This is a genomic window from Gammaproteobacteria bacterium (genome assembly GCA_029862005.1).
Taxonomy (GTDB): domain Bacteria; phylum Pseudomonadota; class Gammaproteobacteria.
In genome coordinates, this window is sequence record JAOTYD010000005.1 from 37,148 (window position 1) to 51,893 (window position 14,746).

General features: G+C 56.5%; 13 protein-coding genes and 1 pseudogene. 8 read left to right on the forward strand and 6 right to left on the reverse strand.

The genetic code is table 11. From position 1 onward, the window contains the following. Position 1 precedes the first annotated feature (1 nt). The 4 genes from OES20_05045 (at position 2) to OES20_05060 (ending at position 4,547) form a co-directional block, all read left to right on the forward strand. Complete coding sequence (locus OES20_05045; GenBank protein ID MDH3634055.1) at positions 2-1,423, forward strand: 1-acyl-sn-glycerol-3-phosphate acyltransferase; 1,422 nt, start codon at positions 2-4, stop codon at positions 1,421-1,423. A gap of 154 nt (positions 1,424-1,577) precedes the next feature. Next, positions 1,578-2,762 (forward strand): 3-hydroxybenzoate 6-monooxygenase, encoded by a 1,185-nt coding sequence (locus OES20_05050; protein ID MDH3634056.1) that lies wholly within the window; start codon positions 1,578-1,580, stop codon positions 2,760-2,762. A 17-nt stretch (positions 2,763-2,779) separates the two neighbouring features. Beyond that, positions 2,780-3,826: a gentisate 1,2-dioxygenase gene (gene gtdA, locus OES20_05055; GenBank protein MDH3634057.1), complete on the forward strand. Its 1,047-nt coding sequence runs from the start codon at positions 2,780-2,782 to the stop codon at positions 3,824-3,826. Between the two features lie 22 nt (positions 3,827-3,848). Next, the gene (locus OES20_05060) at positions 3,849-4,547 is read left to right on the forward strand and encodes a fumarylacetoacetate hydrolase family protein (protein ID MDH3634058.1); all 699 of its coding nucleotides are present in this window, start codon (positions 3,849-3,851) and stop codon (positions 4,545-4,547) included. Here OES20_05060 and OES20_05065 read toward each other — a convergent pair. Together OES20_05065 and OES20_05070 are read right to left on the reverse strand one after the other, a co-directional pair. Further along, positions 4,544-4,813: an Lrp/AsnC ligand binding domain-containing protein gene (locus OES20_05065; GenBank protein ID MDH3634059.1), complete on the reverse strand. Its 270-nt coding sequence runs from the start codon at positions 4,811-4,813 to the stop codon at positions 4,544-4,546. The genes OES20_05060 and OES20_05065 overlap by 4 nt on opposite strands. 52 nt (positions 4,814-4,865) lie before the next feature. Next, positions 4,866-5,315, reverse strand: a complete 450-nt coding sequence (locus OES20_05070) for an acyl-CoA thioesterase (protein MDH3634060.1) — start codon at positions 5,313-5,315, stop codon at positions 4,866-4,868. A 190-nt stretch (positions 5,316-5,505) separates the two neighbouring features. On the opposite strand from OES20_05070, the gene OES20_05075 reads away from it, so the two are divergent. Then, complete coding sequence (locus OES20_05075; protein MDH3634061.1) at positions 5,506-6,384, forward strand: alpha/beta hydrolase; 879 nt, start codon at positions 5,506-5,508, stop codon at positions 6,382-6,384. Positions 6,385-6,510: 126 nt separating this feature from the next. Here the strand turns inward: OES20_05075 and OES20_05080 are convergent, their stop codons facing one another. After that, positions 6,511-7,212 carry a YhcB family protein gene (locus tag OES20_05080; GenBank protein MDH3634062.1) on the reverse strand — a complete coding sequence of 234 codons (702 nt, stop codon included), beginning with the start codon at positions 7,210-7,212 and terminating at the stop codon, positions 6,511-6,513. Positions 7,213-7,580: 368 nt separating this feature from the next. Here OES20_05080 and OES20_05085 point away from each other — a divergent pair, with 368 nt between their 5' ends. The 3 genes from OES20_05085 to dctP all read left to right on the forward strand — a co-directional run bounded on the left by OES20_05085 (position 7,581) and on the right by dctP (position 10,581). Further along, positions 7,581-8,093: a TRAP transporter small permease subunit gene (locus OES20_05085; GenBank protein ID MDH3634063.1), complete on the forward strand. Its 513-nt coding sequence runs from the start codon at positions 7,581-7,583 to the stop codon at positions 8,091-8,093. Further along, positions 8,090-9,412 (forward strand): TRAP transporter large permease subunit, encoded by a 1,323-nt coding sequence (locus OES20_05090; protein ID MDH3634064.1) that lies wholly within the window; start codon positions 8,090-8,092, stop codon positions 9,410-9,412. The genes OES20_05085 and OES20_05090 overlap by 4 nt, the downstream gene beginning before the upstream one ends. 71 nt (positions 9,413-9,483) lie before the next feature. Next, positions 9,484-10,581 carry a TRAP transporter substrate-binding protein DctP gene (dctP, locus tag OES20_05095; protein MDH3634065.1) on the forward strand — a complete coding sequence of 366 codons (1,098 nt, stop codon included), beginning with the start codon at positions 9,484-9,486 and terminating at the stop codon, positions 10,579-10,581. A gap of 74 nt (positions 10,582-10,655) precedes the next feature. On the opposite strand, the gene OES20_05100 is transcribed toward dctP, so the two are convergent. The 3 genes and pseudogenes from OES20_05100 to OES20_05110 form a co-directional block, all read right to left on the reverse strand. Further along, the gene (locus OES20_05100) at positions 10,656-11,750 is read right to left on the reverse strand and encodes an alcohol dehydrogenase family protein (GenBank protein ID MDH3634066.1); all 1,095 of its coding nucleotides are present in this window, start codon (positions 11,748-11,750) and stop codon (positions 10,656-10,658) included. Between the two features lie 66 nt (positions 11,751-11,816). Next, positions 11,817-13,037: pseudogene (locus OES20_05105) on the reverse strand (FAD-binding oxidoreductase). Further along, positions 13,037-14,746, reverse strand: coding sequence for a hydantoinase B/oxoprolinase family protein (locus OES20_05110; GenBank protein MDH3634067.1), 1,710 nt, complete (start codon positions 14,744-14,746; stop codon positions 13,037-13,039). Before OES20_05110 ends, OES20_05105 begins: the two are co-directional and overlap by 1 nt.

Here is a 14,746-nt window from a genome sequence, read left to right on the forward strand (position 1 = left end):
AATGACCGAACCTGTCGTCATTCCGCTCTGGTTATTGCTGCTGCTGGTGTTAGTGGCGCTGCCGACGCTGCTGACCCAGCTGCTGATTCCGCTATGGCTCAAAGTCTGGAATCGCTGGTCACGGCAGGCGTTTCACGAGGTCAACCCGCAGCTACAACTGAAACTGTCGCCATTCACACTGACCCGTTATCGCGCACTGGCCGATCAGCTGGCGACAGACCCACAACTGCTAGAGGCGGCCACGGAAATCGCCGAAAGTCAAGGCATGACGCTGCAAGACCTGCGCGAAAGGCTGCACCGGATCGCGCTCGAAATCGTGCCGGCGTTCAATCCATACTTTTACTTCCGTGTCGGTTACCGCCTTGCGCGCGGCATGCTGCGCGGGTTTTACCGGGTGTCGATCGGCTTTATCGACGAGGCATCGCTGGAAACCGTCAGCAGCGACGACAGCGTCATCTTCCTGTCGAACCATCGCACCAACATGGACTACCTGCTGGTTACCTACCTCACGTCGCAGCGCACAATGTTATCTTTCGGTGTCGGCGAATGGTCCGGTATTTTTCCGGTGCGCCAGTTAATGCGTAGCGCCGGTGGTTATTTTATCAAGCGCGATTCGAATGACTTACTGTACCGCCGTGCGTTGGAACGCTACGTGCAGCTGGCTACCGCGGCCAGGGTACCGCACGCGATCTTTCCCGAAGGCGCGCTATCGCCTGACGGTGGCCTGCAACCCGCCCGATTCGGCCTGTTCAGTTATGTTACCAGGCACTTCGATCCGACGACTTCACCCGACATCGTGGTCATACCTATCGGCACCAACTATGATCGCGTGGCCGAAGACAACAACATGCTGCGCGTCAGTTCGGCTGAATTCAAGGCAAGAGGAAAGCCCTTCGTGGTCTGGTCGGGTATAAAATTTGGTCTGCGTACGCTCGCCGAAGTCTTGCTGCAGCGCCGCTCGTTCGGATACGCCTGCGCTAATTTCGGCCGCCCGGTATCGTTTCGCAAGTGGCTCGAGCAGCATGAAGTCGACTGGCCAGCGCTCGATCGCGAGCAACGTTTTCAATGGTTGAATCGATTCGGTGAGGAGTTGATGAACGCAGTGAGCGCTCTGATTCCGGTACCGCCGGTGGCAACCCTGTGCTGGGTGCTGCAGCAGGCGCCACAACAGGGGCTGGATAAAGTCGAACTGCTGGGTGCCTTTAAAGCGGCGCTAAACCACGCTCGCGCACGCAATGCCTTTATCGTCCTGCCGCGCTCGAGCGCACAGTATGCTTTGCAGCACGCGATCGAATTGACCCTGCTCAGGGGAATGATCCGGCATCAGGCCGGCGGAAAATACTGGATCAATCCCGACAAACAGGCACTGGTTGCCTATTACGCGAAATCGATAGCACATCACTTCGAACCGGTCGAGGACTGATGGTTGCGACGCGCTGGCGTAACGACGGATTGGACGCAACCCCACCGACTCGGCCACGCCTGCCATACTTGCTGCAGGCATTTGACATCATGTTCCCGGCACCGCAGGATAAAACCCGATTACGAATGTTGAACAGGCAGAGCATAAGACACAAATGAGTGCCTTACCCGTTATCATCGCTGGCGGTGGTATTGGCGGCCTGGCCGCCGCGCTCGGTCTGGCGCGCAAGGGATTCACGTCGATTGTGGTCGAGCGCGCGCCCGAGATCGGCGAAATTGGCGCCGGCATCCAGATCGGTCCGAATGCATTTCACTGTTTTGATTATCTCGGTGTCGGCGACGAGGCACGTGCGATAGCAGTTTATATCGACAGCCTGCGACTGATGGACGCGGTCGGCGGCGAACAGATCGCGGCGATTCCGCTCGACGATGCATTCCGCGAACATTTTCGCAATCCGTATGCCGTGGTGCACCGTGCCGATTTACACGGTGTCCTGCTCGACGCCTGTCGCGCGAGCGACCTGATCGAGCTACGCACCCACCACCAGGTGGTCGCTTATGCACAAGATGGCGCGTCGGTGCAGGTATCATGCGCCGGCCAGGCAAGGCTCGATGGCAGTGCTTTGATCGGAGCCGATGGCCTGCGCTCGGACGTGCGTCAGCAATTGGTCGGCGACGGCGAACCGCGCGTCTCCGGGCACACGACCTATCGATCGGTGATCCCGACCGAGCAAATGCCCGAGGATTTACGCTGGAACGCGGCCACGCTTTGGGCCGGCCCCAAGTGCCATATCGTGCACTACCCGTTGAAAGGCTGGAAAGTCTTCAACCTGGTCGTGACTTATCACAACGACGTCACCGCAGCGGTTGCGGGCAAACCGGTCGACAAGGAGGAGGTACGCCAGGGTTTCGAGCATATACACCCGCGGGCACGGCAAATCATCGAGCACGGGGAAGACTGGAAACTCTGGGTTCTATGCGATCGCGACCCGATCCTGAACTGGGCCGACGGCCGGGTCGCGCTGCTCGGCGATGCCGCCCACCCGATGTTGCAATACTTCGCCCAGGGCGCGTGCATGGCAATGGAAGATGCGGTTTGCCTGAGCCACATGTTTGAACAGCATGGCGACGATATCGAGACCGCGCTCGAACGGTATACGCGCCAGCGTCGCGTGCGCACCGCGCGGGTACAACTCGATTCACGCCTGATCGGCGAATACATTTATCACGCCGCCGGCGCCACCGCCGAGGTTCGCGATCACATCATGTCGGCCTTGACGCCCACGCAATGGTACGACAAGCTCGGTTGGCTTTACGGCGGCACCGGCCTGGATAGTTGACGCCATCGGAGTCAGATATGTCATTAACCGAAAAACCCGAAGAGACCCCCGAGCGCCTCGCGTTTTACCGCAAAATCGACGCTGAAGCCTATACCCCGCTATGGGCGGTATTCGCTGACATCATCACGCCGCAACCCAAAAGCCCTTGCCTGCCGCATTTGTGGCGCTTCGACCAGGCGCGTGAATGGCTGCTCGAAGCGGGTGAATTGATTACCGCCAGAGAAGCCGAGCGGCGCGTGCTGATACTCGAGAATCCAGGTCTGCGCGGTCAATCGAGAATCACCACATCGTTGTACGCCGGATTACAGCTGGTGTTACCCGGCGAGGTCGCCCCGGCACACCGGCACAGCCAGTCGGCACTGCGATTGGTGCTCGACGGCGGCGGCGCCCACACGGCGGTCAACGGTGAGCGTACGATCATGCACTATGGCGATTTTGTCATTACCCCGCCCTGGGCCTGGCACGATCACGGCAACGAAAGCGAGCAGCCGATGATCTGGCTCGACGGCCTCGATATCCCGGTGGCGAGTTTTTTCGATGCGTCTTTCGCCGAAGGCTACGACGCCGACGAACAACCGGTGGCGCGTGCGACCGGTGATAGCCTGGCGCGCTATGGCGCCAACATGCTGCCGGTTGACTATCGCCAGCAGGAACTGGCCTCGCCCCTTTTCAACTACCCTTACGCCCGTTCGCGCGAGGCGCTGGACTCGATGCAGCGGCAGGATGAATGGGATCCCTGCCACGGCCTGAAAATGCGCTACGTTAATCCGGTTGACGGCGGTTTCGCAATGCCGACGATTGCGCCGTTTCTGCAGTTATTACCGAAGGGCTTTAAAACCAAACCGTATCGCAGCACCGATGCGACCGTATTCGCCGTCACCGAGGGCCACGGGCGCAGCACCATCGATGATCAGACCTTCGCCTGGGGCCCGAAGGATATTTTTGTCGTACCAAGCTGGAAACGAATCGTGCACGAGGTCGACGAGGAGTCGGTCCTGTTCAGCTACTCGGACCGGGTAGCGCAGGAAAAACTCGGCTTCTGGCGCGAACAGCGCGAAACATAAACAATGAACAATGGAGCACACAGTGACTGAGTATGTTTTCGATCCACCCGCGGTGCCGTCGGTGGCGGTGGCCGGTGCCGACGCACGCTTCCCGGTAAGACGGATTTTTTGCGTCGGGCGTAACTACGCCGCGCACGCACGGGAAATGGGTAAGGATCCCGAGCGCGAACCGCCGTTTTTCTTCAGCAAGCCGGCCGACGCGTTGGTAGACGACGGCGCCACCGTGCCCTACCCGCCCGCAACCGAGAACCTGCACTACGAGGCCGAAATGGTGGTCGCCATGGGCCGGGGTGGAATCGACATAGACGAGGCGGCCGCACTCGAACACGTCTGGGGTTACGCCATCGGCAATGAATTGACCCGGCGCGATTTGCAGCTCAAGGCGCGCGACATGGGACGGCCATGGGATTTCGGCAAAGGTTTTGATCGCTCCGCGGTATGCGGGCCAGTGCACCCGGTCGCCGAGGTCGGTCATCCGGCCGATGGCATGATTCGCCTCTACGTCAACGGCGAGATCCACCAGGACGCCGATCTCAGCGAAATGATCTGGAATATCCCCGAGCAGATTTCGATTTTGTCGCGTAGCATGGAAATCAGACCTGGCGATCTGATTTACAGTGGCACCCCGGCCGGTGTCGGAGCGTTAGTACCGGGTGACGTCTGCGTGGTTGAAATTGGCGGGCTCGGTAAGCTGACGACAACCATCGGGCCGCGGCGCTAAATCGAGAACATCGACTCCAGATCGTGCTTGGAAAAGGTTTTAAACGCGAGCATGGTGTCGGTTTTCTTGATCCCGTCGATAGTGCCGAAGTGACTGGTAACCAGTTCGGCAACATCGTCATTGGTTTTGGTGCGAACAATCGCAACCAGGTCGTAAATGCCGGTAACCGAATAGACTTCCGAGATTTCGGCCATGTCCGCTAGCTGTTCCGCCACCTCGGTAATCTTGTTTTTCTTGACGTTAATTAAAACGATGAATGTAACCACACCGGGCTCCTCCGCCGATCGATTTACCCGTCATTATAATGGATTCTGGAGTTTAAACGGTAACGTCGATCGTGTTTTCGACGGATAACATTTTTCGCACCTCTTCCGGCATGCGCACCGCAACCAGCTTTTCCGGTTGATCGGGATCGGAAGATCCCCAGACCCTGACCTCGTTGCCGGTCGCAGCCGGTTCAGGATTATCGCCATGATGAAAGGCATGCGCGACGACAAACGACGTATTGCCGAATTTCTCGACGCGCGATGTGAGCACGGTAACGTCACCGAAGTAAAGCGGCCGCTTGAAAGCCATGTTGCTTGCCACCAGGGGACAACCGCGAAACAGTTTGTCCTTGTGAGTGTTACCGATCAAATCGAATCCGGCTGCCTGCAACAGGGCATGCGTGCCGGAGTCCATCCAGATATAGTAGTGCGGATTAAATATGATCCCGGCGGGGTCACAATGTGCCCATTCGACTCGAATTCTCTGCGTTGCTGTTAGCATTTCTGGGATCTCTTTCGTGTTCTCTGCAAATGGGCAAAGCGTCAGCTAAATGCGTTAAACTGGCACGTGAAGCGGAGCCAGTATATCGAAAATCAGGTTGCTTGCGTCAATTCAGGGCTGGTCAACACATCAGCTGCTAAATACAACCGCAATGACTTACGGCGAGCTCCAGTTTAGGAATAGAAAACCCATGTTTCCTGAAAATTTCAAACAGCAGATTATTTCCGTCAATGGTGTGGCGCTCAGCGTCACGACCGGTGGCGACGGCCCGCCGCTATTTCTCCTGCATGGTTTTCCACAAACCCATGTCATCTGGCACCGAATTGCACCCGAACTGGCGCAGCACTTTTCGCTGGTCATGCCGGACCTGCGCGGTTATGGCGACAGTGCCGCGCCGCCGGGTGATCCGGAACATGAAGTATATTCGAAGCGGATGATGGCTATGGATATTATCGCTCTCGCCGATTACCTTGGCTTCGACCGCTTCGCACTGGCCGGGCATGATCGTGGCGGGCGCGTTGCTTATCGCCTGGTGCTCGATCATCCGGGACGGGTTACAAAATACTGTGCCATCGATATCGTACCGACGCTCGACGTCTGGGAAGAAATGAATACGGCGTCGACCGTCTCCGCGTTTCACTGGTCGTTTCTGGCGGCAGAATCGCCATTACCGGAAGAGGTGATCGGACAAAATCCGACACTATTCTATCGATTCCTGCTGGAACGCTGGGCGTCAGACATCACCAGACTGGATCCGTCGGCGGTACAGGCCTATCTCGACCAGTACCGGGATCCGCGCACGATTCATGCACAATGCGAGGATTACCGCGCGGGTGCGTCTGTCGACCGCGCGCTCGACCAGGCAAGCCGGGATGCCGGCGATCGGCTGGCTTGCCCGGTACTGGTGTTATGGAGTACCGGTTACCTCAGCGACAAGGCCAACTCGCCGCTCGAAACCTGGCGTAAATGGGCCGTTGACGTGGCAGAGATGCCGATCGATTGCGGCCATTTTATCGTCGAGGAGGAACCGCATCTCGCGGCACTGGCGCTGATCGATTTTTTCGGTTAACCAACCTAGCACTAATCAATCAAATTGATCGCGTCACTGGCTAATACCGGCGCAAGCGCGCCGTAGGCAAACGCTTATTCACTCGACGCATTACCATCGAACGCGGGATCTGCCTTAACGCTTTAGTTACGCTGTTTCTGCGGGCTCAGTTTTGGATTCGTCCGAGGCAGATGTAACCTTTCGCTTCTGCTTACCCGGTTTCGCTGCCATTTTTTCCGCCTCGCCGTCGCTGCCCTTCGCTGATTCAGCCCTGTCAGCACTTTGCTCAGGGATAGGGTCGGCTTCTCCGTCATTGAGTGCCGGCTCGCTTTTTTCATCTGGTTCTGCCGATGACTCTGACGATTCTGGCTCTTTAACTTCGGCCGCGATATCGGCGTCGACTTCAGAAGATCCTTCCTGTTCGACCACGTGATCGAGGGGCTCCGACACTTCCTGTACTTCAGGCGCATCTGCCGGCACTTCGCTGACAATAGTATCCTGCACCGCTGATTCACCGTCGACCGAAATCAGGACTTTGCCCTGGTGCTGCTCGAGCACGTGGGTGAATTCCCTGCCGTCACCCAGCACCTGGGCGCCTTCCGCCAGGTGCTTATAGACCTTGACATAATCCTGGGTCAATTCGTTAACCAGTTCCGAGGTCTTATCGAAGTGGCTGTTGACACTGGTCTTATAGCTCTCCATCTCCTCCCTGGCCTGGTCCAGCTCGGCCTTGAGGTTGCTGGCCTCTTTCCTGGCTGGAGCCAGGTTTCGGTAAGCGATGGCGCCAATTATGCCGCCACCGATCAATGCGCCTATGCCCATCAGCCATACAAATTGAACAGGATCCATGGCAAAACCCCCGTTTTTTCTATTTTTCGTTTAGGAAACTCGATTGTAAGGTATCCAATTCTCGAATAACAGGATCGCTATCCGAGTCCGGGGTAGTCAACAATCGAAAGGCAGGGTTACAGCTTAGTGATACTGAAAGCTGACGCGAGGATAGTAGCGGTCTGCTCATCCAGGTTTGACCGAGTGGCGCCATTTGTCGTAGCCTCTCCCGCTAGGGCACCGAGCGGCGCCCTGGTGGCCAGTCTCAAGCAGGCGAGCGTCGTGCCGATATTTTAGGTATCATTTGCAGACGGGCGCGGCCCAATAGAACAATAATTCAGTCAAGTTTTGCCTGACATATAACAACAAAACCAGGGGGAGCCAGGTCAGTGCCCAAGTTCATCGTCAACTACGTCAAGGTGATCGACTACCTGTCGACCAAGTTTGGGCGCCTGGCCATGTACCTGATCTTTGTCATGATCGCTACCCTGCTCATCAACGCCTTCACGCGCAATATCATCAACTTGCCGCTATCGTGGTGCATCGAAATGGCGCAGTTCACGATGACCGCCTATTACATCGTCGGCGGCCCCTACTCAATGCAGCTCGACAGTCATGTCCGCATGGACTTGCTGTATTCAAGATTCAGTCCTAAAAACCGGGCCCGCCTCGACAGTTTTACCGCGATTTTCCTGGTGGTATATCTCGTCTGCCTGTTGATCGGTGCAATCTCGAGCACGATGTACGCGATCGAATACGATCAGCGCAAGTTTTCACAATGGAATCCGTCGATGATTCCGATCAAGGTGATCATGGTGTTCGGCATTTTCCTGATGCTGCTGCAGGCCATTTCCACCTTCTTCAAGGACCTGGCCAAATCCAGGGGTATCGAGCTGTCATGAGTTACGAAACCATTGCCATCTTCATGTTCGTGTCGATGTTGCTGATGCTGTTGACCGGGCAACGCGTGTTCGCCGCAATCGGTATCGTTTCGTCGGTCGCGGCGCTGTTACTGTGGGGTGACGGTGCGGTTGAGATGCCGTTTAACGCGGCGTTTAAACTGTTTAACTGGTACCCGTTGCTGACCCTGCCACTGTTTATCTACATGGGCTACGTCCTCGCAGAATCGGGCATTGCAGATGACCTCTATGCCATGTTCCACGTCTGGTTCGGCGGCCTCAGGGGAGGCCTCGCGGTCGGCACCATACTGCTGATGGTGGTTATCTCCGCGATGAACGGACTCAGCGTGGCTGGTATGGCCATCGGCGCGACGATTGCGTTACCGGAAATGCTCAAGCGGGGTTACGACAAGATAATGATCACCGGGGTCATCCAGTCGGGCAGTTCGCTCGGCATCCTGGTGCCGCCAAGTGTCGTGCTGGTGCTCTACGGCATGATCGCGCGCCAACCGGTCGGCCAGCTCTGGCTTGCCGGGGCAATTCCGGGCCTGATGATGGCGACTCTGCTGATCATCTACATCGTCGTAAGATGTCATTTCCAGCCTCATCTCGGACCGACCGTCGCTCAATCGGAACGCGACATGCCGATGTCGGAAAAACTAAAGCTACTGCGCGCGGGCATTACCCCGTTCCTGATTTTCTTTTTCATGACCGGCCTGTTCATCATGGGGATTACGAGCCTGGTGGAGAGTTCAGCCGTCGGTGCAACCGCTGCCACGATAGCGGCCCTGGTACGCAAGCGCCTGAACCGCAAGGTGATGGAAGAAACCATCCGTAAAACACTGGCCATATCCTGCATGTTCATGTGGGTAATCCTTGCAGCGCTCGGCTTTGGTGCAGTATTCGACGGCATCGGTGCTGCGCGCGCGATCGAATCACTGTTTATCACCAACTGGAATCTGACTCCCTGGGAAGTGCTGATCATGATGCAGCTTTCCTACCTGGTTATGGGCATGTTCCTCGACGATACCGCGATGCTGGTCATCGTCGCCCCGCTCTACGTACCGCTGGTCAAACTGCTGGGGTTCGACCCGATCTGGTACGGCGTGCTCTATACCATCACCTGCCAGATTGCATACATGACACCGCCATTTGGATACAATCTGTTCCTGATGCGCGCAATGGCGCCACCTGAAATAACGTTGATGGATATTTATCGATCGATAATACCTTTTGTCATGGTCATGACCTTTGCACTGGTCCTGGTCATGGTTTTTCCGCAGATCGCCCTCTGGTTACCCGAATACGTGTATTCGAAATAACGGGAAAGAGGTTTATTATTGGGAGTCCAGTGGAAAATTAACTGAAGCCTAAACCTTAGGAGCCTTTAAATATGAAACAAGATAAGAAAGCATCCAAACCGGACGCAACCCAACCGAAAGACAACAGCAGACGAAGTTTTGTCAAAAAAGTAGGTGCCGGAACAGCGGGCATCCTGGCGGCAAGCACGGCACCCTATGCCTACTCCGCAAGCAATCCGATCAAGTGGCGTTTGCAAACCTATTCAGGCGCACCGCTAGGCGCGCACGTTATCCTGCCGCAAATCGAGGAGTTCAACAAGGCAGCGCATGGACGGATGGAGATCGAACTCTATTACGCCGACCAGCTGGTGCCGACCGACGAACTGTTTCGTGCGATGCAAAATGGCACCATCGACGCGGTACAGAGCGACGATGCTACGATGGCATCACCGGTGGATATCAGCGTGTTCGGCGGTTACTTCCCGTTTTCGACCCGTTACAGCCTCGACCTGCCGGTCCTGTTCAAGTATTACGGCCTCGACGATATTTGGGCGGAAGCCTACGGAGAAGTCAAGAACGTTGAATGGATCAGCGCCGGCGCCTGGGATCCGCTGCATATTTTTACCAAGGAACCGATCCGTTCTATAGCCGACATGAAAGGCAAGCGCGTATTCGGCGTGCCGACCGCGGGTAAATTCCTGTCACGTTACGGCCTGGTGCCAGTCACGCTGCCCTGGGACGATATCGAAGTCGCAATCCAGACCGGCGAACTCGACGGGGTGGCCTGGTGCGGCTTTACCGAGGCCTACGAAGTGGGCTGGGCGGATGTCTGTAACTATGCGCTGCTGAACAACGTGACCGGTGCCTGGTGCGGTTCCTACTTCGCCAACTCGAAGAGCTGGAACGCGCTGACACCGGATTTGCAGGCTCTGTTCCGCATGTCCTGTAACGATTCGCACTATTATCGCCAGGTCTGGTACTGGGGTGGAGAAGCCGATCTGCGCGTCAACGGCAAGAAGATGGAACTGACCACGATACCTGCCGATGAATGGGACAAGGTGGTGGCCGACTCGGCTGAATTCTGGGAAGAGCTGGCATCCATCAGCCCGCGCACCAAGAAGGTCGTGGACGCGTTCAAGAAGTACTCCGAGGTCATGGAGAAAACCGGCGTACCCTATCGTTACAGCTAGAACGAGGTATTAAACCGGGTAAATTAACGGTGATGCTGAAGCATCACCGTTTTTTATGCTCAGGTCAGAGTCGTTCAGTCGGGTGGTATCAGCACCAGTTTACCGGTGAACTTTTTTTCCAGGAATACCTGTTGCGCATTACCGATTTCAGCGAGTGGGAAAGTTTTCGCAACCAACGGTCGGATTTCACCGCGCTCGATATAACCAACCAGGTTTTCAAAAACAACATCATCCTGGAATGTACAGCCGATCAAGGTCAAATCCTTGAGATACAGTGTGCGCACATCCAGTTCGACCAGGGGTCCGGCGATCGCGCCTGCGGTTACGTAACGACCACCCCGCTTGAGCACTTCGAGCAACAACGGCCATCCCTCGCCGGCAACCAGGTCGACAACTACGTCGATACTGACGGCTCCAATGGCAGCAACCAGATCCGCACCACGGTCGATAACCTCGTCTGCGCCAAGCGCGCGCAAGTCTTCCATCTTCGCTGTACTGGCAATCGCGATGACATGGGCACCGCGGCGTTTGGCAAGCTGAACGGCGGCCGAACCAACCCCGCCAGAGGCGCCGGTAACAAGCACGCGCTCCGCACCGACAGCGGCCCGATGTAGCATGTTCTCAGCGGTCGAGTAGGCGCAAGGAATCGAAGCGAGTTCGGCATCGGTCCAGTCGCATTCAACCTGGTAAGTCTCGCGTGCCGGCGCCCTGGTATATTGCGCGAAGGCGCCATCGCATTCAGAGCCCAAGGTCCAGCACTCGAAGGGCCGGTAATCGACATAGCTACGCAACATGTTACGTACTATTACTCTTTCGCCAATTCGGTCGCCATCGACACCGTCACCGACTGCAACGATAGTCCCACAGCAGTCCGCACCCTGTATACGCGGAAATTCCATCGGCACTCCGGACCAGGTCGCATCCTCATTGTCGACTTCGTCGAAGCCGTCCGCACCCCCGTCATTGGTCGCATCCCTGACTTTCTTGGAATACCAACCTATGCGGGTATTGATGTCGGTGTTGTTGGCGCCGGCAGCTGCCACTTTTATCAATACTTCGCCTGGGCCAGGCATCGGCACAGGAACATCTTCTCGATATTGAAGGGTTTCGATACCGCCGTGACCGGTCAGGTAAACCGCCGTCATGTGCTGTGGGATTTTATTGTCCATTATTTTGCTCTGTTAAGAAAATTCGATGCCTCACAGCCGCCCAACGTCGCCACATTCAGACGCTATTCATATGATAGCCTTTTCATTGAAAGGCTCATTGCGTTCTATACGCTGGAAATTAAATGGTGTCAGATCGAGCGAGCGGTATTCACCGTAGGTAATCAACTCTGATGTACCGCGACCCATCGCTGGAGACTGTTGCAATCCATGGCCGGAGAAACCGTTAACGAAAATAAAATTTTCGATGATAGTATGCCGGCCGAGTATCGCATTTTGATCAAACGTATTAAAGGCATAGTGACCGGCCCAGGAATTGACCAGCTTGATCGCCTCGAACTGTGGGATTCGAGCCGCAATTATCGGCCATACTTTGTCCTGCCATAGACTATGGTCCTGTTCGAAATCATCGTAGTCGACAGCTGGATCATCGTCAGGTGGGCAACCGGCCAGGTAGTAGGTGCCATCGGTACGCATATGCACGCCCGACGGATCGATGGTCAACGGCAGATCCCGATCCAATGGCTGTTCGGCATCAAAAATAAAAGTGTATCGCTTACGTGGCTCGACCGGCAATTCGATGCCCGCCATGCGTGACGTCAATACCGCTCTTGGGCCGGAGGCGTTGACGACGGTACCGCAAACGACCACTTCGCCTGATCGAAGCGTTACGTTTTCAACCCTGGTATCACTGCTATTTCGGGTCATTGCGATCACCTCGTTGCCAACGTATTCAGCCCCTTTTTCCCTTGCCGAACGCCGCCACCAGTCAAACAGCGTAGCACCGTCAAAGTAACCCTCGTCGACCAGGTTGTGACTGCCAACCACGATATCGTCCACGTTATAAAAAGGGTAATCGTGCTTAATCTCTTCCGCAGTCATGATTTTTGTGCCCGCACCGCAGCTCGCCTGTACTGACTGGCTTTCACGCAATACATCGGCAAAGGCTTCGTTGTCGGCCAGGTACATGTAGCCATAGCTTCGAAAAGGTAAATCAGGCACGCGCGGATCGTTACCGAGATAGGCGCAAAAGTTTTTTACGAATTCAGCTGCGAATTGTGAGATGCGAACGTTGATCTCGCGTGAGAATTGCTGGCGCATACAGCTGTTGGTATACGCAGTCTAGCAGGCCGTATACATCGGATCTTTCTCGACCACCAGTATGGAACCATCGAAATCCGGATTGTCGGCGAGAAACCAGGCCACCGCAGAACCGTAGATGGCTCCACCGACGATAACAACATCGTAGCTTGAATGCTGCGGGGGATTTAAGACTGGATCCTGGCCCATTACAAAACATCACCGCGCTTGACCGCATCGACGACGCCGGCGATTTCAGAATCGCTCAATCCGTACTCGGTGCGGGCGACTGCTGCCGAAATATAACCGCGCGCCAGGTCTCTACGCACCAGTGCTTTACCTCTTTCACGTGGATCGCCGTAACCCGCACCTCCCGGCATCGCCAGCATCACGCGCCGACCAGCCGGAACGAACTGCTTGCCCTTGCCCTTCATCGCCTGGCCGTCGTCGCGGGCTATGGTCATGGCAGCGCCGTGTTTACCACCCTGCCGACCTCTTGCCGGATGGTCGACCCGATCGAACATTGCGGAAAAATCAAATTCGTGACCCTCGGTGGCACCGACTTCCATATATTGCCCGAGGCCACCACGGTACTTGCCGGCGCCACCACTATCTGGACGCAACTCCTTGCGCCAGATAATCACCGGGCCGGTGTGCTCGGTTGCCTCGACGGGCATAGTCATAACACCCGACGGGAACGCGGTGGCATTGAGACCATCCGACGTCGGGCGCGCACCGGAGCCTCCCGAGTTGAAGGCCAGGACTTCGGCCCTGACCGTATTCGCCGGCGCCTCGGTGTCGGTCCTCGGGCGCAGCGACAACTGGAAATTACACAAGGTACCGGCGCCTTCCGCCGGCACCGTAGCGGGCAGGATCTGGTCGAGCGCGGCGTAGACCGCGTCGGGAATCATGTGGCCGATCACATGTCGCAGGGCTACCGGCGCGGGATGCACCGCGTTGACGATCGTGTTCTCGGGAGCGGTGATCTCGAACGGTGCCAGCGACGCTGCATTGTTCGGAATCTCCGGCGCGATGGCGCATTTCAATGCAAAACAGGCATAGGCCTTGGTGTAAACCAGTGGCACGTTGATACCTTTGCGGTCGAGCCCCGAGGTGCCGGTAAAATCGCACAGGATCCGATCGGGCTGGATATCCAGCGTCACCTCGAGTTTTACCGGATGACTATAGCCGTCGATCGTCATTGAGCCCGAGGCCTGCGCACGCGGTAATGCGGCGATGCGCTCCAGCGTCGCGCGACGAGAATTATCCAGGATGAAGTCCGCGATGTCGTCCAGGTCCGATAAGGCGAACTCGTTCATCATGTCGATCAGGCGCCGGTGACCGATCTCGTTGCAGGTCGCCAGCGCATAAAAATCGCCGACCGCCTGGTCCGGTTCGCGTACATTTCCACGCACGATTCGAATCAGGGTCTTGTCGACTTCTCCCCTTTCGGCGAATTTCATGATCGGGATATAGAGACCTTCTTCATAAATCGAATTGGCGTCGGCGCCAAATCCGCGACCGCCGATATCGACGATATGCGCGGTACAACCGAGGAAGCCAACATGCCGGCCCTCGTGGAAGGCGGGCGTGACAACCGTTATGTCATGCAGGTGGCCGGTGCCTTCCCAGGGATCATTGGTGATATAAACGTCACCTTCGAACATGTTGTCGTAGCCGATCCGACGAATGAAATGTGCGACCGCATCGGCCATCGCGTTGACGTGGCCGGGTGTCCCGGTAACGGCCTGCGCCAGCATCTGCCCGCGGGTGTCATAAACGCCGGCCGACAGATCACCGGCTTCGCGCACCGAGGCTGAAAAAGCGGTTCGAATGAGCGCCTGGGCCTGCTCTTCGACGACGGATATCAAGCGATTCCACATGACCTGGTGAGATACTGTCGAGGTTTTGCGGGTCAC